General features: G+C 41.0%; 18 protein-coding genes. 9 read left to right on the top strand and 9 right to left on the bottom strand.

Annotated elements, in window-relative coordinates; all coding sequences use genetic code 11:
• Positions 1 to 180: 180 nt before the first annotated feature.
• On the bottom strand, positions 181 to 1,368 hold the full coding sequence (locus tag LMH66_RS17940; protein WP_229372048.1) for a BamA/TamA family outer membrane protein: 1,188 nt from the start codon (positions 1,366 to 1,368) through the stop codon (positions 181 to 183).
• 279 nt (positions 1,369 to 1,647) lie between these two features.
• On the opposite strand from LMH66_RS17940, the gene pyrC reads away from it, so the two are divergent.
• Positions 1,648 to 2,685 (top strand): dihydroorotase, encoded by a 1,038-nt coding sequence (gene pyrC / locus LMH66_RS17935; protein ID WP_229372046.1) that lies wholly within the window; start codon positions 1,648 to 1,650, stop codon positions 2,683 to 2,685.
• Positions 2,686 to 2,775: 90 nt separating this feature from the next.
• On the opposite strand, the gene LMH66_RS17930 is transcribed toward pyrC, so the two are convergent.
• Together LMH66_RS17930 and LMH66_RS17925 are read right to left on the bottom strand one after the other, a co-directional pair.
• Entirely contained in the window at positions 2,776 to 4,236 is a 1,461-nt protein-coding gene (locus LMH66_RS17930) for an OmpA family protein (protein WP_229372044.1), read from the bottom strand.
• 159 nt (positions 4,237 to 4,395) lie between these two features.
• Positions 4,396 to 6,912: a putative Ig domain-containing protein gene (locus LMH66_RS17925; protein ID WP_229372041.1), complete on the bottom strand. Its 2,517-nt coding sequence runs from the start codon at positions 6,910 to 6,912 to the stop codon at positions 4,396 to 4,398.
• A gap of 353 nt (positions 6,913 to 7,265) precedes the next feature.
• On the opposite strand from LMH66_RS17925, the gene LMH66_RS17920 reads away from it, so the two are divergent.
• Complete coding sequence (locus LMH66_RS17920; RefSeq protein ID WP_229372039.1) at positions 7,266 to 7,859, top strand: hypothetical protein; 594 nt, start codon at positions 7,266 to 7,268, stop codon at positions 7,857 to 7,859.
• 249 nt (positions 7,860 to 8,108) lie between these two features.
• Here LMH66_RS17920 and LMH66_RS17915 read toward each other — a convergent pair whose 3' ends face one another.
• Positions 8,109 to 8,903: an AraC family transcriptional regulator gene (locus tag LMH66_RS17915; protein WP_229372036.1), complete on the bottom strand. Its 795-nt coding sequence runs from the start codon at positions 8,901 to 8,903 to the stop codon at positions 8,109 to 8,111.
• Between the two features lie 150 nt (positions 8,904 to 9,053).
• Here LMH66_RS17915 and LMH66_RS17910 point away from each other — a divergent pair, with 150 nt between their 5' ends.
• The 4 genes from LMH66_RS17910 (at position 9,054) to LMH66_RS17895 (ending at position 12,087) form a co-directional block, all read left to right on the top strand.
• Positions 9,054 to 10,268, top strand: a complete 1,215-nt coding sequence (locus LMH66_RS17910; protein WP_229372054.1) for an MFS transporter — start codon at positions 9,054 to 9,056, stop codon at positions 10,266 to 10,268.
• 210 nt (positions 10,269 to 10,478) lie between these two features.
• Positions 10,479 to 11,039 carry a hypothetical protein gene (locus LMH66_RS17905; RefSeq protein WP_229372034.1) on the top strand — a complete coding sequence of 187 codons (561 nt, stop codon included), beginning with the start codon at positions 10,479 to 10,481 and terminating at the stop codon, positions 11,037 to 11,039.
• 31 nt (positions 11,040 to 11,070) lie between these two features.
• Positions 11,071 to 11,412 (top strand): hypothetical protein, encoded by a 342-nt coding sequence (locus LMH66_RS17900; protein ID WP_229372032.1) that lies wholly within the window; start codon positions 11,071 to 11,073, stop codon positions 11,410 to 11,412.
• Between the two features lie 42 nt (positions 11,413 to 11,454).
• The gene (locus tag LMH66_RS17895) at positions 11,455 to 12,087 is read left to right on the top strand and encodes an alpha/beta hydrolase (protein ID WP_420709437.1); all 633 of its coding nucleotides are present in this window, start codon (positions 11,455 to 11,457) and stop codon (positions 12,085 to 12,087) included.
• 76 nt (positions 12,088 to 12,163) lie between these two features.
• Here LMH66_RS17895 and rluF read toward each other — a convergent pair whose 3' ends face one another.
• Complete coding sequence (rluF, locus tag LMH66_RS17890; protein ID WP_324295188.1) at positions 12,164 to 13,114, bottom strand: 23S rRNA pseudouridine(2604) synthase RluF; 951 nt, start codon at positions 13,112 to 13,114, stop codon at positions 12,164 to 12,166.
• 203 nt (positions 13,115 to 13,317) lie between these two features.
• Between rluF and LMH66_RS17885 the strand changes: the two genes are divergently transcribed.
• The gene (locus LMH66_RS17885) at positions 13,318 to 13,803 is read left to right on the top strand and encodes a GNAT family N-acetyltransferase (RefSeq protein ID WP_229372027.1); all 486 of its coding nucleotides are present in this window, start codon (positions 13,318 to 13,320) and stop codon (positions 13,801 to 13,803) included.
• Positions 13,804 to 13,892: 89 nt separating this feature from the next.
• Here the strand turns inward: LMH66_RS17885 and LMH66_RS17880 are convergent, their stop codons facing one another.
• The gene (locus LMH66_RS17880) at positions 13,893 to 14,759 is read right to left on the bottom strand and encodes a hypothetical protein (protein ID WP_102529641.1); all 867 of its coding nucleotides are present in this window, start codon (positions 14,757 to 14,759) and stop codon (positions 13,893 to 13,895) included.
• 212 nt (positions 14,760 to 14,971) lie between these two features.
• On the opposite strand from LMH66_RS17880, the gene LMH66_RS17875 reads away from it, so the two are divergent.
• Together LMH66_RS17875 and LMH66_RS17870 are read left to right on the top strand one after the other, a co-directional pair.
• Positions 14,972 to 15,871, top strand: coding sequence for a LysR family transcriptional regulator (locus LMH66_RS17875; RefSeq protein ID WP_229372025.1), 900 nt, complete (start codon positions 14,972 to 14,974; stop codon positions 15,869 to 15,871).
• A gap of 182 nt (positions 15,872 to 16,053) precedes the next feature.
• A complete protein-coding gene (locus LMH66_RS17870; RefSeq protein WP_229372023.1) occupies positions 16,054 to 16,803 on the top strand; it encodes a hypothetical protein in 750 nt (249 codons plus the stop codon).
• A 158-nt stretch (positions 16,804 to 16,961) separates the two neighbouring features.
• Here the strand turns inward: LMH66_RS17870 and LMH66_RS17865 are convergent, their stop codons facing one another.
• The 3 genes from LMH66_RS17865 to LMH66_RS17855 all read right to left on the bottom strand — a co-directional run bounded on the left by LMH66_RS17865 (position 16,962) and on the right by LMH66_RS17855 (position 21,126).
• A complete protein-coding gene (locus LMH66_RS17865; protein ID WP_229372021.1) occupies positions 16,962 to 17,504 on the bottom strand; it encodes a DUF4287 domain-containing protein in 543 nt (180 codons plus the stop codon).
• A 714-nt stretch (positions 17,505 to 18,218) separates the two neighbouring features.
• Complete coding sequence (locus LMH66_RS17860) at positions 18,219 to 18,995, bottom strand: hypothetical protein (protein WP_229372019.1); 777 nt, start codon at positions 18,993 to 18,995, stop codon at positions 18,219 to 18,221.
• A gap of 202 nt (positions 18,996 to 19,197) precedes the next feature.
• Positions 19,198 to 21,126, bottom strand: a complete 1,929-nt coding sequence (locus tag LMH66_RS17855; protein WP_229372015.1) for an alkaline phosphatase — start codon at positions 21,124 to 21,126, stop codon at positions 19,198 to 19,200.
• Positions 21,127 to 21,131: the final 5 nt, after the last annotated feature.

Raw genomic sequence — 21,131 nt, 5'->3', positions numbered from 1 at the left:
GAGTCGCAGTTCACTCCCTTTTAGTCTGGTGTGGGCGAAGCGCCACGACTTTGATCTACTTCAAACGAAGTTTGAAAATCACAATTTCAGAGACATCAATTCAAAGTGAGTGAACGACGACGTTAATCCAAACGAAGTTTGGAAATCACAGTAGCAACGACCAGTTCAAGCCAGCAAACATTAAAACCCTGTGCCGACATTGATATACCATGCGGTATCTTCTGGGCCTTTAGCCACATCAATCCCCATATGCAAACCGTAACGCCTTGCTATAGTGTAGCGAAAGCCAGCGCCATAGGCGGTTTGCTCGTCGCTGTCCCACATGTTGCTATTACTGTCGCCCGCAAGACCAGCTCCGACAAAAGATAACACCATCCACCTTGGGGTTATGCGCCACATAAGTTCAACTTCGCCGGTGGAGACGGCTTCACCTTGATAGCGGTTTCGCGGAATACCACGCATTTCAATATAGGGGTAAGTGAAGATGGGTAAGCGAACATCACTGCTGATGGTTTGATAATTTAGCTTAACGCCTAAGGTGACATCTTTTATGAGTGGCCAATAGTTAATCCCAGTAGCTTTGATGGTTTGGTAGTCGTAATCACTGCCGATGGCAGTATTAAACCAGTCGTATTCTAAGGTGTAGTCATAACCGCTGGTGGGCATAAAAAAGTTATTTAAGCTGTCGTATTGCAGCACGGCGCCAAGGGATGACACTGTAGGGGAAAGATCGATTATGTCAGTGAGGCGATCGACTAACTCAGGCGGTAATAATGAAGTGTCTTTATTGCTGGCTAAATCGACCTGGGCAAATTTTTGGGTCACACCTAGAAATACTGAACTATCAAATAGCCTAAATTGCAGTTTTTGCATCAGACCATAGCCTTGCATATTTAGATCTAAGGATAAATCTTGGCCAAAGTCAGCTTGGCTATAAAAGTTCATGTTTACATCGCCATAGCCACCCCCGACAAGATAGCGAATATGATCTTGCTTCCAGGTTTCACGGTGGCCTAAAAAGCCAAACTTTGAGCCATTATCGGTAGCGCCAATTCCCGCTGCCGAAATACCGGGTGTAAGGAGCTGGGCACCGCCATCCACTGACTCTTTCGCGACTTGTTGGCGTAGCTCAGTTTGTTCGGGCGTCTCATGGAGGAAAATCCCCATCAATAGTAAACCTGTGCCAACAGAGGGTTCAGTAATAATGCTAGGCACAGGTAAAAAACCGTAGGCGTTTTCTGCAAGGTATTCGCCCGCATCAAAGTAGCCATCAATGGGATCAAAAAAGTCGATATTGGCCTGCGCGCTTTGACCGCATAGCAATAAGGCTGTGGCTAAGGTGACTTTGGAAAGCGAAAAATGATGCACGTATAAAATTCCCTTTATAACGATAAGCTTACCGAACGACTAGCTCTAGTTGTGTTTTGCATTATGCGTCAATATCAAATCGTGTTGTTGATTTAATTTAGCACGGAGTCATGACAAAAATACAATCTTGTGATTGATAAATAACTTGTGATTACAGTAATAACTGTAGGGATTTTTTGCTGTAGCAAAGTCAGCGTTTAAATAACGTGTCTATCAAGAAAACGGGTTTTCAGGCACAATAGCGCGCAATTATTCGTAATCGATTTTTAGGGAACCTAAATGACGCAAATCACTATTACTACGCCGGACGATTGGCACCTTCATTTCCGTGATGGAGACATGTTAGCTGAAACCGTACCAGCCACCGCTCGTTTATTTCAGCGCGCTATTGTGATGCCAAATTTAGTGCCACCTGTTACTGACGCTACGATGGTGTCAGCTTATCGTGAACGTATTTTAGCTGCGCGTCCGCAAGGTAGCTCATTTGAGCCATTAATGACGCTATTTTTGACCAACAATACCACTGCGCAAGACATCATTGATGCCAAAGCGGCAGGCGTTGTTGCAGCAAAATTATACCCAGCAGGAGCCACCACTAACTCTGATGCAGCGGTTAAAGCATTAGATGCATTATTTCCAATCTTTGAAGTGATGGCAGAGCAAGGCATGTTATTGCTGGTGCATGGTGAAGTGACTGAATCGCACATTGATATTTTTGATCGCGAAAAAGAGTTTATCGATCGCTATATGGCGCGCATTGTTGAAGCCATGCCAACGCTTAAAATCGTGTTTGAACATATCACCACCAAAGATGCCGCTGAGTTTGTGGCATCAGCGCCAAGCAATATTGCAGCAACGATTACCCCGCAGCATTTATTGTTAAACCGTAATGACTTATTAGTTGGCGGCGTACGCCCACATAACTTCTGCTTACCGGTGCTGAAGCGCAATATTCACCAGCAAGCATTGCAAGCTGCTGTGGCAACGGGTTCTAGCAAGTTCTTCTTAGGTACAGATTCTGCGCCACACGAAAAACACCGTAAAGAGTCTGCGTGTGGCTGTGCGGGTTGTTACAGCGCATGGTCTGCATTAGAGCTTTACGCTCAAGTGTTTGATGACTTAGGTGCGTTAGATAAGTTAGAAGGCTTTGCCAGCTTACATGGTGCAGACTTTTATGGCCTGCCGCGCAATACAGGTACAGTGACCTTAGTTAAAGAAGAGTGGGTTGTTCCTGAGCAAATCATCTTGCCAAACCAGAACCCAATCGTGCCTTTCTTTGCGGGCGAAACGGTAAACTGGAAAGTGAAAACAGCTTAATCAGTTTCGATTATGTTGTTTTAACTTAAGAAAAAACCAGCAGAGATGCTGGTTTTTTTGTGTCTGTAATCCTGCGATTTAATATAGGGCTTATTTATTATCTGATCTCAGCACCAGCTCGACTCGGCGATTTTGTGTTTTACCAGCATCATTCATATTGCTAGCAACAGGCGCATATTCACCAAGCCCTGCTGATTCAACTTGCGAAGGCTTAATATTAAAGTTGTTTATTAATGTATTCCTAACCGCTTTGGCGCGTTTTTCTGACAGCGCTTTATTATAACTTTGCCCGCCTTGATCGTCAGTGTGGCCAACAACATAGAAACCTTGTTTAGGGTGATTTATAAGATACTCTGCAACCACTTTTATAACCTCCATTGCCTCTGGCATCAGTTTGTCACTGTCGAATTCAAACAATAGGCCATCAAGCGCAACATGGCCTGTTTGCGCTATTTTGTTTGTTAGGCCATCTAAATCAATGGTTAAGCGTTCAGTGTTTAATGTATTTTCTTCAATGATCCGTAATTCGCTCGAAAGGCCATTAATATAACCAATTATGTACGTCATCACATACACATTGCCTGTTGGCTTTTTTAGTGAATAAAGGCGATAGAATTGGCTTTCTGTGGTGCCGTTTGTGGCGAGTGCATTGAAGTGTCTTTGGAACTTGCTATCGGTTCCACATTCTTTTGCAATACAGCTAAAAGTCTCGATAAACCCTAGCTTGTTAAGTGCAGCTTGATAGTTTGCATCCACTTCGTATTCTGAATAGCTGCGAGGTAATCGATAAGCAATATCGGTAATTTTCCCTTCAATGACTTCTGTGGTGAATTTCTTACCGACTTTTTTAGAAGCGACAGTGGTTTGGCCAAATTGAAAGGTCTTATAGTCTTGAATGTAAGCCCCAGGAATTCGAGTGAGCATCGGGTGATCGCTCGAGTCTCTTTCATCCTTGCTACTGTTATCCTTTACGGCAATTTCGCTCACTTCAGCTTTTAGATAGTCTTTATCAATAGCAATTATATCTAAGGGCTCATCAATAACTTCAATGATATCCAATTGAATATTAGTGGCTTTTTTCCAGTCACTGATGTATATCGATACGTACACATCATGGTTTTCAAGTGTTATTTTTGAAGTGGTTAAGGCAGGGTTACGACCACCGACATTGTCAATTGGCTCAATATAGTTCTTAAGTTTCGACTCTTTACCACAGGCTTTATTAATGCAGCTAAAAATGATCTCACCACCTAAGTCCTTAATTTGCTCAAGATAATTATTGTGTAAGTTATGAGGTGTAAATTTCGGGTCTAAGCGATAATTAATTCGTGTCAATCTGCCTTCTACTGGTAAAGCGTTAATCGACTTCACCGTTTGATTGATCAACGAATAAGGACTGTAGTTTCGGACTAAACTTTCCGTTTTTTTCACCTCTTCAGGTGGATTAAATAGTGGCGCTTTAATTTTTGCCTGTATAGGAATAGAGACTGAAATAATGAGTGCAATAAAGACTGATTTTGTCATTTTGGTTGATATAAATGGTGAAAACATATTAAGGGTCCAACAATAAATGCGCCCGTACAAATACGGGCGCATGGCTTTAACCGACAATAAATTTGTGTACGTTTCAATCTGGATGACTAAAGGATTTAATTGATGAACTAAACCCTTTTAAAGCTATTTCCTAATTGAAAGCGAACTAAGCTAATACTATTTGACGTAATATTTACTGTTAATCAGCTCATTCACTAATGAATCTATTGCTTTTAAAGGCAACGCTTTTAGTGGTGCAGCTTGAGTCGAATAAGACGAAGGCAGAGACAAAGATTGCGGCGTTCTGTCTGGCGCGTCGACCCATTCATTCATCGGAGTAAATGTTAGAATGCCTTCAGCAGACTTCTCTATTTGAGCAACATGCCACCATAGAGTGATATCTTCTGTTGGTGGAGTAAATAAGTATTGCTCATTATTAAAAATAACTTCTACTCGAGTCGTTGCTGGGTCTATCGCTGGTGAGCTAGAGTAGTTATAAACGAAGTAATCATAAACACCCGCAACAGGATAGCTAGGTATTGAAATAACTTCAGGTCCATAGCTTGTGATGTCATCAACATCAAGATAAATGACACTACTTTCAATAGTCACTTCACGATTTCCAAAATAAACATGTCCTAGTTCAGTATCACCTTGGCTAATAAAGAGGTGTGAATCTAAATCCCGAGGCGCTTCCCCCCAATTTAAGGTGATTTTCGTTAATGCTTCAGAAAGCACTAGACACTCAGGCAAAGTGATATCCTCGCTTCCTGTTGCCATTATTTCTGTTCTACTCTGAAAGCCCAATGATGCGCCGATTAACATTGAAGAGTTTTGACGTACTGGCAAGCTAAAATCACCATTTGAGTCAGAGTAAGTGACAGAGCGTCCAAAATAATCTCGGCCATCTGAATTTAATCTAGCGCTTGTAAGACGAGTGCCTTCAACATCTGCAACACAGCCATTGATGAATACGGTTTCATAAATTCTATCAGCATTCCAAGTGGTGAAATGGCTCACATTACCTGCGTAATAAGATTGTCCGTTGTCATTCATTAGAGTTGCTTCGCCTTCTTCAACCCATAACCCCGATATTTCATCAAAGTAATAAAGTGGAATAGTGCTAGGGGGGAAGCTACCGACTGCAGGAATTCGAATTTCTGCAGTTTTCCCCTCGGCGAGTTGTAGTGGATTACCATTTTCATCTTCAAAGCTAACGGTAATTGCGCCAAATGATTCAATCGGCACAATCTCGCCAGCTTCATTTATGGTCAACATGTCACCTGGCATCATTTCTATATCAATGGCAGGGTTAATGATTGTTAGCTCAGCGAGAACTGCAGTTTCAGCTAAATCGCCATTGGCATTAACTAGGCTATCTTCAGGTAAAGTGACTAATAATGTATCTTCAACACTGAGTTCATTAACCTGTGAGGCATCAAAACTTACCGTCTGATGTACAGGTAATAAGAGTAAGTTGTGTGCTTGAGCTAATTCTGAACTAGAGAAGCTAATGGCTGCTTCAGCGAAACCAGTTGCATCAGCAGATAAAGTTAAGCGATCAGTTATTTCAGTATCTTGAATTAAGATTGAAAAATTTCCATCAGCATCAGAAGTGGCCAGTTGCGACAGGGTATCACCGTTAGATAGCATGACGGAACTGTCAACAATGTTTTCGCCATTGAAGTAGTTGATTGTGCTACCTGAAACAGCCACAAAAAACTTCTCATCAAGACTAAAGCTAACGATTGCAGGTGCAGCGCCATCTTCACCACCATCAGCCACACTAATGGATATATCAGTTAATGTGGTCTCAGTTACAGCAGAGTTATAACTGATTAAGCCTGTTGCAGAAATGGTTAATTCTGCTGGGCCAGAAATCATTTCAAAGCTAATATCATTTTCAACATTTAAATCATCAACATCAGATACCGCTAATTGGTATGTAAATGTCTCACCCGCATTAACGGTTTGTTCTGTTATTAACGATACCGTTGGAGCGTCATTGACTGGTGTAACAATGACTTCAAATATATCTGTTGCAGCAACAGCGTTATCTTCACCACCGTCTGCGACTGTTAGAGTTACTTCGCCAGAAGTAAGAACACCTTCAGTTGGTGTCCATGAAACAAGTCCAGTCGCATCAATAACCATGCCTTCTGGTGCATTTTCTAACGAAAAATTTAAGCCTTCTAATAGGTCATCACTGTCTTCTACAACCACTTGAGATGTATACAGTATGTCTTCTACTGCGGTCAGCATTAGGGTGGAAGTTATCAAAGGGCTATCATTGACAGGTGTAACAATGACTTCAAAATTTTGAGTTGCAGCAGTGGCACCGTCTTCACCACCATCAGAAGCACTTATTGTCACAGAGCCTGATGTCAGAACTCCTTCAATTGGCATCCAAGTAATGAGCCCCATATCTGATATAAGCATGCCTTCAGGAGCGTTGGTTAATTCATAGTTTAGATCTGTTCCATTATTACTGTCGTCAGGATCTGTCACAGTAATTTGATAGCTATATGCTATATCTTCAATCGCAGTAACGATTGCCGAAGAAGTTATTTGAGGTGCAATATTCTTGTCTTGTTCTGGAGCGCTGTCATCAGAGTCTGATGAGCCACAACCAACTAATGCAATTGAAAGCGCAGCCGCGATGATTGACGGGCGCCAATTGGGGGTAAAATCCATTTTATTTTCCTAATCCTTGAATATAAAGTACTCAAATTTAACCAGTTGAGTAACGACTTTCGTATTCTATAAGTTATTAATTATTATATAAATAATACTTAGTGATGTAATTCTGGAAATATGAGTAATTAAAGCCATCGCCGTATCAAATATGTCGATATCGCTATATTCAGCGGGGGAGTTAGCATCAATAGAATTAGCCTTCATTGTTAATTATGTCCGTATTTTAAAGAGTAAAAAAGGATACTGTTATTTTAAAATCCTATTCAATTTTTTGGTATTCTGTGACTATGAATTAACTCGTTTAATGGCACTCAGAGTGCCAGCACTACATTTTTAAGGGAACCATTCGAATGACATTTGCTAAGTATGTTGCTGTAACAATACTCATGGCTGGGTTGAGTATTAATGCTTATGCCGATAACCGAGCAGCGATGCTCGAATTTGATGCTAAAGTCAGACCCATTGCACAAAGAAGTCAGTTACTTTCAGACATGCAGGTCCAGTTAATGGATGACTTTAATCAAATGGCAGAAGCGGGCAAGAGCGCTAGCGCGGTGTTTAACAGTGGCAAGGTGCAGCAATTACAATTATTGGGGAATGAAACTCTGATTGAAGCTAACTTATTTGTGACTGAATTCGAACACTTTTTAGCGCAACTCCCTGAAACGTCGACCTGTTATCTGCCTGAAAAAGTCACAGAATACCAAGGTATGATTACCCAGCTTACGCAAGCCAATAAAGCATTAAGTAACGTGCCTGAGATTGCTGATGGCGATGAACTAGGCGCCGCCATGGCGTTATTAAACCTGCAAATGCATGCAGGGCAATTGAGCTCTTTAGTGCAAATGTTTCAGTTGGTGAAAACCTGTTATATGCCAGAAGCGATGGGACTCACTAAAGAAGATGTTGAGCGGATGAAGGCTGAAGAAAAACAGGATAATTAGTAGATGCTGATAGGTTCATTATCGTGTAACCACAGCTGCTGATTAATTTCAGATATTTCTTATTACTCATAACTGATTATCTGAAGTGATTGGTGTTGTTAATGCCGCTAAAACAACTTATTCCAGAATTTAGATAACACCTAAATGCTTGGAGTAACTCCCTTATAAAATACCGGCTCAATAACGTTATGAGCTCCATGGCTGCTTGTTGTCATTTTTAAAAAGTAGCACACAGAGAAGTCGGAAACATCATGATTGAGCTAACTCTTTCATATATCGTTTGGGTGATTTTGACAGTGCTTTTTTGAACATGGTGATAAAAGCACTCACTGATTCGTAACCGAGCTTTTCTGATATGTGTTGCACTGATTGCTGCTGTGATAATAACTGCAAGGCCACAATGACATGGAGCTGGCTACGCCACTTACCAAAACTGAGTCCGGTCTCTTTTTTTACTAGCCTTGCAAGAGTGCGTTCACTCATGGCGTGTAAATGTGCCCATTGAGCTAAGGTTTTTCGATCGTCTGGCTGCTTAATAAGTTGTTTTGCTATGGCTTGAATAATGCTGTTTTCAGACATTGGGAAACCTAATTCCTGAAGTGGCATTTGTTGCAGTTGATCTAATAATACTTCTACCAACCTTGAGGTTTCGTCACCTGCTTTATAGTGCTGAGACACAGTGGTGAGATGCAAAATCATTTCTTTTAATAACGGTGAGATGCTTAAGGTACAGGTGCTGGTGGGCAAATCCCGTAGGTTATTTTGAATAAATAGATAAAACAGCTTGGCATCATCGGATGCACGGTTACAGTGTGGCGTTTCTGCTGGGATCCAAATCGCACTGTTGGCTGCAGCCATCCACATGGTAGAGGCTACATCACAGGTGACAAATCCTTGATGGGCAAATACTAACTGACCTTGTGGATGGGTGTGTAAAGGCAATTCGTTGGAAAGCACCGCATCTTCTAATATCGCTATGACAGGTTCCGAGCGGGCATTAAACCTTTGCATATCAAAGGCGGTAAGCGGTGTCTGTGATTTCATATTGACTCTATTTAAATATGATTGTCTTAATTTAGTTGTTTTTTGTCTTTATTGCTAAATTAAATTTGATTATCCCTGATTATAATACGGGAAAATTGTTTCTCTTTTGGAGTGTTGAGTTTGTCATCTGTAGAGCACACCTGTGACATTATGCCGTCCCCTGAAAAACCTATTAGTACTAGTATTAGCACTCGTTCGCTTGCGAGTAGCTGTTTATTGGTGTTGGGAATTTTACTTATTGCAGCGAATCTACGGGCGCCAATTACAGGTGTTGGACCACTGCTAGATCAAATCACCGCTGCATTTATGTTGTCAGAAACCCTCGCTGGCATGATTACTACATTACCCTTAATTGCATTTGCGATCGCATCGCCTATTGCTGCAATGATCGCTAAACGTTTCGGATTAGAATTTAGCTTATTCATTGCCATATTGTTGATTGGTATTGGCGGCGCTTCACGGATGATAGAGCAAAGCAATTGGTTATTTATTGGTACAGGGGTCATCGGGGTGGGCATTGCTTTTGGCAATGTATTACTGCCAAGTTTAGTCAAACGTGACTTCCCAACCAAGGTTGCGTTAATTACCTGCAGCTATGTGTTGATTATGGGGTTAGTGTCAGGAGGATATGCGAGTTTGTCTTTCCCTATTTCTCAATATAATGATTTGGGATGGTCGGCCGCATTAGCGTCTTTTTCATTACTGACGATTGTGAGTCTGGTGGTGTGGTTGCCGCAACTGCGCTCCAAAACGAAACCTACCATTGAGGTGCTAGAGTGCGACCAACAAAGTCGTATTTGGCAGTTTCCATTGGCTTGGCAGATCACCCTCTTTTTAGGGCTTAACTCTTTTCTGACTTACATTATTGTTGGCTGGCTGCCGAGTATTTTGGTGGATGCAGGCTATAGTCCTGAAAAAGCGGGCATGATCCATGGTGTGTTTCAAGTGGCTGCGGCTTTACCTGGGATTATTTTGATCCCATTAATGTCACGACTCAAGGATCAGCGTTATCTTGCATTCACGTTAGCGATGCTTGCAGCCTCAGCCAGTTTAGGACTGTTATATGCGCCTCAGTTTGCCCTTTATTGGACTATGATGGTGGGGTTTTGTTCTGGCGGCTGCTTTATCTTAGGTTTGTCGTTTATTAGCTTACGAACTGATGATCAGCATCAGGCGGCTTCATTGTCGGGAATGTCTCAGTGTTTTGGTTATAGTCTTGCTGCTATTGGCCCTATGTTGGCGGGTTATGCATTTTCGCTATCAGGTCATTGGGCTGCTGCATTATGGCTTTGTGCAGGGGCTAGCATCATCGGCGCTATGTTTGGCTTAGGCTGTGGGCGTAACACGACTTTAAGAGGAAAATAGAAAATTAAGTGGCTAGGTGATAAATATTCGAGAATTTACCTTGTTTAGGTATTATCAGTCTTATAAAAATTGGATTGTTGAGGTCGTTAAATGGAGTTTTCGAAATTATTGAGTTTAAAAATACTCTTTCCCATATCACTTTGCTTCGTCCTGTTGGGATGCAGTAGTAATAAAATTGAGGAGGTTAATAATAATAGGTATGCCAAGTTGGTGACTGTTGAGCTTCCTTTAAAGAATGTGTTTTACTCTTACGATTTAGAAGTTGGTGATTTGGTTGCGCCCTATGGAAATGGAAAGGAGCAACACATTAATTTATTGATAAGAGGTGTAAGAGAGAATTCGTACGTGTTTGATGAACAACTTATTTTAAACTTTCCCAAAGATGGGGATGGTGCGTTAGAGGTTGAACAAACAGTTAATCCTAATGACGTTCTTAAAAAAAATTACAAGCTTGATACTTTTTATGATTTAACACTCTCTAAGCATTCGAAAATTTTGACCAATGGCAATAATAAAGAGATTAGTTGGAGCTATGGTAAAAGCTTTACTGATAAATTAACTTATGTTTTTAGACTTAACAGTAAGATTAATAGTAAAGATAAAGTTATTGAAGCAAATTATGCCTATCTTATAGAATACCCACAGTTTTTTATTGTGGATGATACTGGTAAAGAGTTTTATAGCTCAGAAGGGGTAGTGAGGTTTGCTTATTACTTTAACCCTGTCGTTAATGACTTGGATGTAAGTTATGATTTTGTTCAATCAAAATAGCTGGAGCTATCGAGAATATAAGGGAATAATTATGGAGTGCTTAAGCTTCAAGAAAGCAAGGAACAGTGTTTGTACTCTTTCATTTTTATCTATCATTTCATTTTTACCTGTCAATTTAGTCATGGCTGATAATACTTCGCACTCAGCCAATGGCGCAGCAACTGAATCTTCACAAGAGTCATTACCTGTTGTCAGCCAAGGGAAATTACAACGCCTTGATGAAGCCGCTATCGAATTTACGCTGATAAAACCACGTCCTATTGATGTGTGGCTGCCAGAGGATTATCCTGCTAAAGCGCCTTATGCCGTGGTGTATATGCATGATGGCAAGGTGTTATATGATGCGAATCAGTCATGGAATGGTACTGCTTAGGAAGTCGATGAAACCGCAGCAAGTCTTAATAAGAGTAAAGATATTAAGCCGTTTATTGTTGTGGGGGTTCATAATGCTGAGCAGTCTCGTCATAGCGAATATTTTCCGCAAAAACCTTTTGAATCCTTAACTGCTGACACGCAAACCAGTTTGTATCAAACCCAGCGCAATGCAACTGAAAAGTTATTAGCTCAAGCAGTGTATTCTGATAAATATGCTGAGTTTATCGTTACTGAGTTAAAGCCCTATATTGATGAACATTTTAAGGTGGCAACGGACAAGCAAAATACCTTCATTATGGGCTCAAGTATGGGCGGATTAATCTCTTGGTATACAGCGCTAGAATATCCACAAGTCTTTGGCGGTGCGGCGTGCTTATCGACCCATTGGCCAGGCTCTTTCGCTGAAGAAGATAACCCGATCCCACAGGTGTTTAACCAGTATTTGGCGAAACAGATTGCCACTAATCCCCAAGTGAAATTGTACTTTGATTATGGCGATCAAACTTTAGATGCCATGTATCCGCCTTTGCAGGCTGAGGTAGATAAACTGTTTGAGACTTCAGGCTATGATAAAGCCCTTTGGCAAACCCACTTCTTTAAAGGTAAAGCCCATAATGAAAGTGATTGGGCTGAACGTTTGAATATTCCGATGACGTTTTTATTAGGCAAATAACTTTGTTATCAAATCTAAAAAAGTAGGGCGCCAGTATTGCTACTGGCGCCCTATTTATATCAGCTGTAACTCGTTATTAACGCGCGCGATTTGGCTTACGACCACCACTAGGTTTACCTTTGCCGCCTTTACCAGCTCCCTTAGCTTGACCTTTGGTTTGGCCTTTGCCGCCACCTTTTGCTTGGCCTTTATGTTTGGTGCTGCGGTTATGCTGCATAAAGTGCTCTGGGCCTTCAATCTTTCCACGCTCTGAAGCTGTTTTGGGCTTAGGTTTAGGCTTTTTCTTTGGTGCTGCTTTTTTGTCTTCAGATGATGAGTCTTTGATCATCTCAAATAACACATCTAATTCTTGTTTGTCTAAGTCACGCCATTCGCCAATCGGTAGCCCTTTTAGGCTGACATTCATGATTTGCTGACGTTCAAGCTTAGTGACTTCAAAATTGAAATATTCACACATGCGGCGAATTTGACGGTTAAGACCTTGCACAAGCACAATTTTGAATGCGTAAGGCGAGACTTGTTCAACCTTACATTTTTTAGTCACTACGCCAAGAATAGGTACGCCAGCGCCCATGCCTTTAATGAAGTCATCAGTAATCGGTTTATTCACCGTGACAATATATTCTTTATCGTGATTATTCCCAGCACGGAGGATTTTATTCACTAAGTCGCCGTTATTGGTCAAAAAGATCAAACCTTGGGAGTCTTTATCTAAGCGGCCAATAGGGAAAATACGGGTGGAGTGATTGACGAAATCAACAATGTTGTCTCGCTCAGTGCCTTCTGTGGTACTGACAATACCGACAGGTTTATTCAGTGCGATAAACACCAAATCTTCAGCATCTCTTGGCTCAATATCTTGGCCGTTTACTTTAACTTTATCGCCAAAAGAAACTTGGTCGCCCACTTGTGCACGTTTACCGTTAATAAACACATTGCCTTGCTCAATAAAACGGTCGGCATCACGGCGTGAACATATGCCACTTTCACTGATGTATTTATTAAGGCGCATTGATGAGTCGGTCACTTGGGTCGTCCTATTAAAAATTTAAAAAGCAGCTAAGAACAGATTGAAAACAGACATGCTTTCAATTCAATTTTATTTAGCATTAGGCAATTGCGTGTATTGTAAAACAGCAGTCTAAAAAAGCAGAGCAGTTTATCATTTTTACTGAACTTTCTTAAGTGGGGTGATGAAACGGGCTTTGCTAAAATGAATAAGGATAATTCATGTTGATCCAACTTAGAGATTTAACCGAAGCAGATTTAGAGGCACTTTATCAATTTCAAGATGATCCAGTCGCTAATCAAATGGCGGACTTTCCAGCAAGAGATCGAGACAGTTTTTTTGAACATTGGCGCACCAATGTATTAGGCCGAGAGGATGTTTTTGCCCAGGGAATAATCGCAGATGACGTGCTGGTGGGCAGTGTGCTGTTATGGTCGATGAATGCGACTAGCGCCCACCCTGATTGGTTTTTAGGTTATTGGCTCGGACGTGAGTTTTGGGGCAAGGGCATAGCCAGTCAAGCAGTAAGCATGTTTGTTAAAAGCCATTCTAAAAGGCCGATTATTGCTGAGGTTGCCAGCCAAAATAAAGGCTCTATTTGTATCTTAGAAAAACTAGGTTTTGAGCATTGCGGCGCAGTCGAAGAGAGTGAGCACTTTAGTCAAAACTCGCAAAACCCTTTGCTTGAAATGAAGTTATCGAATTAACAGGTGGATAATCTAATTCAGGTTATTTAACTTGAAAAAGGGCGGGCAGTTTTGTCTGCTCGCCCTTTCTCTACAGCTTAAACCTATGATTAGCGCATTTGGCTTGGCATATTAAGCTGTGATTTTATTTTTTTCAGTTGGTTAATGTTCTGTTTGTTTAACTGAGCTTTGTTAGCAGGGTTATTAAAACGAGCTTTAACATTAGCCACTTGTTGGTCTGTTAATGCTGGGCGGTTTAATAATGCCACCACAGTGTCTGTAGCTAATGGTCCATCAAAACCGTTGTCGATTTTGGTATATGGGCTATCCCAATCGATAGCAATACCATCTTCAGTTTTGATAATGGCATAAGTATTATCGTCTTCCATTGCGCCATGTCGAATTACAACCGTTGGGTTGTCATCATTCCCCTGTTCAACAGTTATAATGGCAACAGTTGCATCTTGATTACTTCGATCATAAATTTTCAATTGGCCACTATCTGCATCATAAACCACTTTATATAAGCCAAACTCTGGTGTATCACCATAGTCAGGTTTCTCAATTGGATTGGTTGGCTCATGGTAAATAGGTAACTCTTTTTCTATTTCAATTGGATTTGTTGGTTCAAGATAAATAGGTAACTCTTTTTCATGCTCAATCGGGTTTACTGGTGTTCCGCCTAGCCCCCAACCAGAATCAATTCGTGCTGCATATGCATCCTTTAGCTGATCTGCAATCGTGTATTTAGGCTGGTTAGGCGGTGTTTCTTTCTCAATTGGGTTATCAAGACCACTGTCTAGTCCCCAACCACCGTCAACTCTTGCTGCATAAGCATCTTTAGCTTGATCGCTTAATGTGTAATTTGGTGTCTCTGGCGTTGGCGTAGCAGATTCTGTAGAGCTTGTTGATGAACAGCCGCTAATGAAAAGGCTTGATAACACAAGAGTTGAAACAGCAAGTTTGTTGATAGACATAGTCTTCCTCAATTTGTTAAGAGATTCATTTGCTGACCTCAACTCCATTTGCGGTTTCGCATTAAGAGCACAGCATGATGAATTGCAATATGGTTTTAAGTTTCAGAAGCCCGTTGCCTCGTGAAGTTGGATACATATTAAACAACTTGAACTCATTGATAATTAGGGTTAGCTTTAGTTGATGTATTTACACTGTGAATAAGTGAGTGATGATGGCTAATGCAAAACAGTTTGATATGAATCTATTACGAGTATTTAACGTCGTTTGTCATCGCGGTTCATTTACTCTGGCGGCAGAGGAGTTGGAATTAACGCAATCGTCAGTCAGTAATGCAATAGGTCGTTTAAAAGCCATAGTTGGTGAAGAGTTATTTGTGCGGGTAGGCAGAGGAATTCAGCCAACAGTTTTTGCAAAAGAGTTATACCAACAGTTGCACCAGCCCCTTGAAGACATTGAACAAGTATTGATGGGCTTAGAAGAGTTTGATTACCGGAAAGCTCAACGCAGGTTTACAGTATTAGCCAACGATGTCGTTATTAGAAGATTGCAAGGAGCACTAGATAAGCTCCTCGCTAATACTGGCATTGAAATTATTTTTAAAGAAACGCCTCATAATGAAGCTGAAATTGAATCTTCATTAATGTTTGAGCAAGTGGATTTAGTGTTGCACTTGGATTTTTCTGAGTTAAAAATGTTTGCCCGTAAAAAGCTTATTGATGAAGAGGTGGTTTGTGTAGCCGCATTAAATCATCCAAGATTACAAGATGAGCTAACTGTTGAGCAATTTTTAGCAGAGAAACATATATTATTCAGTGGCCGAACGAATAATTTACCAATGGCTCAAGCCTTAAATATACCGATTATGAGTAAACGTGAACTGCATGGAGAGCAATCTTCATTTTTAGGGATAATGGCATCGGTATCAAAATGTGAAGCTATTGGGCTCATTCCAAAAAGCTATGCAGATGAATACAAAACAGTATTCGGATTGCAAATATTTCCTATACCATTTAAAGCTCCACCCTTAGAAGTGTGTATGTTTTGGAAAAATAAACTGACGAAAAATAAAGCCAATAAATGGTTACGGGATACTATTACGTCAATTTTATAATTGATCTAATGTGAATAAACAATCTCAAGCTTCTGACTTATGCATTTACACTGTGAATGTATCAACCTACCTTCGCTCTAATTATCAATATCACTCAACTTGATAGACTTGCATTCATAACGTGACTCTTAGTTTGTTAAAGAGAGCACCATGGTATATCTGAATTGGAAGTCTTCAAGCTTATGAAATCTATTTCAACTTTATCTATTGCGTTGTTATGTATAACAAGTGCAGCTCATGGCGCCTCGATTAGCAATGATATTGCGGTGATGTTTCCTGAAATGGAGATAAATCAACAATCTGAACCCTTGTATAAATCTGTCGGATTTGATGCCTCTATGCACGATGGTGAAGCTATTTATACTGCGAATGCTAGTGTCGATATTAGTGAGACTTGGCGAGTGTTTGGCGAATATAACAATGAGCATTACTGGGAAGTAGGCGTGGGTAAAAGTTTTTATACTCAAGCTTTTGCGATTGAATTGTCTGCAAAAGCGAGTGGTTATGGCTTTTCCGCAGGGACGTTTTTGGCGATGCCCTTACAAGAAGATTATGTACTATTTGCTGATGCTAATTACAACTGGAATACCAACGATTTATCGATTGAGGCGGACAGAGTTAGTAGTGTTTATACACCCGCAGATTCAGTGGATATACAACTTGGAATGTTATGGATAGCCTATGAGTATTTAGGTATTAGTTATAGTTTTAACCAAATCTATGAGACTAAAAGTGCCAGCCTAAATACTGATGTTACCTTACCTGAATATGGTGTTAGCCATAAGCATCATTATTTATATGGGAAGGGGAGTATGAATTATCATAAACTATCTATCACGAGTAAAATCTGGAAATTAGCGCCATATTTTAGTTACAGTTATTTTGCAGATAGTGAAAATATTTATGAGTTCGGGTTAGCATTTAATTTCTAAGTTTTATGATTAATAGGCTTTAAGCTAACGATTAATCATGTCCCTTCAAAGCAAGGGACATGATTCACTCTTAGGTTACCCAAACAACCTACTTAAAATATATCGCTTAATTAGCTTTCTCACCTTATGCGTTCAAACTGTTACTTAAATAATGAGCTTTAAACCGATTGCTGATAAGCAAGTTGTAGCCATTGTTTTACTTCATCATTCACATCGCTAATATCTTTGAGCTGTATGCGGTGGCTACACATTGCGCCAAAAGGCCCTGAGTCTTCTAGGCAACCTTGGGGCTCGGTGTCTTTAATTTTTAAGCCAAGATCGATACGGGTTTTGGTGGCTGGTTTTATCAGGGCAAATTGTTTTTTCCTAATGATGCTCACTGTCGCTTTTTTAGGGGTTATTACTACGTCTTGGCCAAAGCCGCTTACGATAGAAATCAGTAAATCGTAAATTGACGTCAGTGCTTCTTTACCTTGATATTGTTGGGTAACTAACTCATCAGAAGATTCATCTTTTTGTTTTGATAAGGTCACAATCGTATTGGCAAAGCCATGGGTTACTCCATGTTCGGTTTTTAAATATTTAACTGCCATTCCATGCTTTTCAATATTCTGCTGTGCAAGTATGTCGAGCCACTCTGGTAATGACTTGCCGGTTTTTTCTGGCATGTTATCAATCATGGTTTGCAGTGCTTTATCCATTTGCCTCTCCCATTTTCTGTTCCATTTATTTGCGAATGATTAGGGCCTGTTGATCTTTGCTGGTTAAGTTTTATTCGAAATAAAAGCGTTTTAATCGAGGCGAATGAATTGATGCCTAGTCTTCTAAGCACCTTTTATTTACAAAGATGCATTCAACAAAGAGTAAAACGCTTTTAGTCGAACCCTTCGGGCAGCGTTTGTTGGTCATTTTTACTGCGTTATCGACTTTTTATGTAGAATAACTACACCACAAAGTCTCTGCCTTGTACAAATGATCAACAATTCGCTGTAAAAACAACCTCGAAAGATCAACAGGCCCTAAATATCATCTTTATCCTTATATGTATAAAGGTAGCTATTTGAACTCAATAATGCACTTGTTTTATATCAAGCCTCATAGACGACTGCAGACTAGAAGGTAGGGGCGGATTGTAGAAGATAGAAGATAGAAGGTAGAAGGTAGAAGGTAGAAGGTAGAAGGTAGAAGGTAGGGCGGGTTGTAGAAGATAGGGTGGAGTGTCGACCGGAATGAAACTGATCACTCAAGTTTGTTGATTGCTTATAAGCAAGATTAGCAGGGAGTTACGAGCAACTCCCTTTTAAAGCGTGGTATAAAGAGCGCCTTTAACTCAAAACTGGTTTGGAAACACTATATAAACTGAATGTTTAATCAGCATGTCCATGTTTATGTCCATGTTTATGTCCATGTCCATGTTAATGAGAATGTGAATGCCCATCACTGATTGCTTTTCCTTCTGTGTCATAAAACCCAGATGCGCCGTGCTCAACAAACCCTAGCGTCACCATTTTAGTTAAAAACTCATCGCTATGATCGTCACCAATATCGGCGTAATCGGTCATTTTATAATGATTAAGCTGTTTGAAAAAAGTCGCGATTTTATTTGCATCATGGCTGAGCTCAGTCAGTTGCCATTGCTCATGTGTTTGATGTTTTCCTTGGTTTTTTGTCCAGCTAAAACGACTAATAAGTTGAAGTTCTGGTAACCAAACTAACTCAATTTTACTGTTGGCAGAGGTCTGAGTTAATACTTGCTGACGCTCACAGCCTTTGCCTGTTTCGGCGCTAAGGGTTAACTGTGAAATAAGCTTGTCAGAGATAAATTGATAACGATATGACCAGTCGTGTTCAGATTTCCCGTGTACGACTTCTCCGGGTTGGTATTCTATACCGCGTTGATAATGATCAAAAAAGCGGGTGGGTTTGATTTGCTTATTATTGAGCAAAAACCACGATTCGGTAATGTCTGTTTGCGGATATTGATGTGCGACAGTGTTTCCCTGACGCCATAGGTTTAGCTGGCTTGTGTGGCTCGAATTTTTACTCGATAAGTTTGGCGAATTATCAGAGGAGGTGAGTTGATAACTTGCCTGCAAGTTTGATGGTGATAACTCACATTGAGCCTCAGCAGCGCTTGATAAAGTGATGAGTAAGCTTGATAGCATGAATGATAAAGGCAGTGATAACTTCACAAAAACTCCTATGACATTGGTTATTTTGCTCAATGTCGGTGTAAATAGGTTAAGACTAAATAATTTATTAAACCCTATGGCTGCAACTGGGTTACAGCCAAAGGGTTTATTACAACTGCTCGTATTACTGTTCAAAGAACTGATCTTATTAAAGCTAGTATTACAGCTCTTATTACAGCTCTTAGTACAATTACAGTAATGACTAGTTGGTTTGCGCAGCGTTAGCTTTGTTAGTTAAATCAGCAGCAAAGTCCATGATGTGGTAAATCACACTCTGTTCATTGGTGCCATTGACTAACATTGCTCCTGGGCCGTAAGCATAGATCCCAACATCTTCACCCGCGTGAGTTTCAGAGCTGGTAGGCACTAATGACTCTTGGTGGAAACCAGAAGAGGCTGTGTCGACATCAGTGAGGTCAAATCGACCAGCGGTAATGTCTTCACCGTAACCTGCATCTGCATCGGTTTCTGTACCTAGGTTTTTAAAGCCGCGACCATTGGTGTAACCCAGTGTGGTGTATGGCATGCCATCTGAAGCTGTTGAAGGTTCTTCGCTACCAATGCCAACGACTGTTCCTAAGATTGGGTTACCGCGTTTTGGGTAACCTGCAATGGTAAACACGTGGCCGTGATCGGCAGTAACAATGATTAATGTGTCAGACATATCCGTCATTTCAACTGCTTTGGCAATCGCATTTGAGAATGCCAAAGTGTCAGTTAATGCGTTATACGCACTGCCTGCGTGATGACCATGGTCGATACGACCAGATTCAACCGTTAAGAAGAAACCTTCATCGTTGTTATCTAGGATATCAATGGCTTTAGCAGTCATTTCAGCGACAGAAGGTTCACCGGCAACATCGTTGGCGCGATCAGCTTCGTATTGCATATGAGACTCGTTAAATAAGCCCATCACACGAGTCGTATTAGCTGCATCAATGGCATCAAAGCCTGCTTGATCCATCACATACACACCATCTGTGTAGGTCGCTTGCCACTCAGCTGTTAAATCACGGCCATCGGTGCGGTCGCCCTCAACTGAGCTGACTGCATCTGCTGAGTTGTAAGCTGCATCTTTAGGTAAGAAATGACGGCGACCGCCACCCATAACGACGTCGATACCGTCAACATCAATCCCGTTAATGCGCGCTTCAAGGTTGGCTTCAAAGTTAACCAGTTGGTCAGCAATATCTTTACAACCAGCTGTAACGGCCTCTTCAGGCATATCTGAGATATCTTCCCAGTTACGATCGGCAGATTTAGCATAAGTAGCAGCGGGTGTTGCATGGGTAATACGTGCAGTTGAGATTACACCCGTTGATTTACCCGCTATTTCTGCCAGTTCTAATGCGGTGATTAACTCAGTGCCAGCGACTGTGCTGCAATCGCCACGCTCAACATTTTCATCAACCCCTAAAATGCCCGCGTCGGTTTTCACACCACTCATCATCGCAGTCATGGTGCCTGCTGAATCTGGCGTTTGTGCATCAACATTGTAGGTTTTAGCAAGGCCTGCAAATGGGAAGGTATCGAATGAAAGGTTATGCTCTTCACCGTTTTTACCTTGCATTTGTCCTTCTAAAATACGCGCTGCTGTGACAGTTGAAATACCCATACCGTCACCAACAAACAAAATCACGTTTTTAGCACTACCACGTAATTCATTTAAGGCGCTAGCATTCACTGCAGCGACTGATTGCGCTGATGTTTTAGCGCTGTTACTTGCCGCTAGATTTGGCATGGTTGCATTCAGCCAATTTTGGCGTGCGGTGGTGATTTCTTGCTGACCCGCTACAAACCAGTCGTTATTAACACTGGTTAAGATTTCGCTGGTACTAACTTCAGTATTACCTGGGGCACATACGTATTCTGTAGCTGTGATTTCAGCGGTTTGTAATGCACCGTCACTGTCAGCATCAATACCTGAATCAATTTGTACACCGCTGTTAGGGCAGTTAGCGTCGCCAATGGCTAATGCTGTTTGTACGATAAGACTCGTTGAACCATTTGAACCATCAGCACCATTTGTTCCGTCAGTACCATTGGTTCCGTTAGCGCCATCATCACCGTCTGAACAAGCAGATAGACCGATTACAGCAAGGGCGACAAGAGATAGATTTAAGTTTTTCATATTCA

The organism is Shewanella sp. 10N.7 (assembly GCF_020806285.1).
In the GTDB taxonomy this organism is placed as follows: domain Bacteria; phylum Pseudomonadota; class Gammaproteobacteria; order Enterobacterales; family Shewanellaceae; genus Shewanella; species Shewanella electrodiphila.
This window is presented reverse-complemented; position numbering and strand designations above follow the sequence as displayed.

Excerpts from the sequence above, each read along its gene's own strand:
- pyrC (WP_229372046.1), top strand. The coding sequence starts at position 1,648 with ATGACGCAAATCACTATTACTACGCCGGACGATTGGCACCTTCATTTC.
- LMH66_RS17930 (WP_229372044.1), bottom strand. The coding sequence starts at position 4,236 with ATGTTTTCACCATTTATATCAACCAAAATGACAAAATCAGTCTTTATT.
- LMH66_RS17925 (WP_229372041.1), bottom strand. The coding sequence starts at position 6,912 with ATGGATTTTACCCCCAATTGGCGCCCGTCAATCATCGCGGCTGCGCTT.
- LMH66_RS17920 (WP_229372039.1), top strand. The coding sequence starts at position 7,266 with ATGACATTTGCTAAGTATGTTGCTGTAACAATACTCATGGCTGGGTTG.
- LMH66_RS17915 (WP_229372036.1), bottom strand. The coding sequence starts at position 8,903 with ATGAAATCACAGACACCGCTTACCGCCTTTGATATGCAAAGGTTTAAT.
- LMH66_RS17910 (WP_229372054.1), top strand. The coding sequence starts at position 9,054 with ATGCCGTCCCCTGAAAAACCTATTAGTACTAGTATTAGCACTCGTTCG.
- LMH66_RS17900 (WP_229372032.1), top strand. The coding sequence starts at position 11,071 with ATGGAGTGCTTAAGCTTCAAGAAAGCAAGGAACAGTGTTTGTACTCTT.
- LMH66_RS17885 (WP_229372027.1), top strand. The coding sequence starts at position 13,318 with ATGTTGATCCAACTTAGAGATTTAACCGAAGCAGATTTAGAGGCACTT.
- LMH66_RS17880 (WP_102529641.1), bottom strand. The coding sequence starts at position 14,759 with ATGTCTATCAACAAACTTGCTGTTTCAACTCTTGTGTTATCAAGCCTT.
- LMH66_RS17875 (WP_229372025.1), top strand. The coding sequence starts at position 14,972 with ATGGCTAATGCAAAACAGTTTGATATGAATCTATTACGAGTATTTAAC.
- LMH66_RS17870 (WP_229372023.1), top strand. The coding sequence starts at position 16,054 with ATGAAATCTATTTCAACTTTATCTATTGCGTTGTTATGTATAACAAGT.
- LMH66_RS17865 (WP_229372021.1), bottom strand. The coding sequence starts at position 17,504 with ATGGATAAAGCACTGCAAACCATGATTGATAACATGCCAGAAAAAACC.
- LMH66_RS17855 (WP_229372015.1), bottom strand. The coding sequence starts at position 21,126 with ATGAAAAACTTAAATCTATCTCTTGTCGCCCTTGCTGTAATCGGTCTA.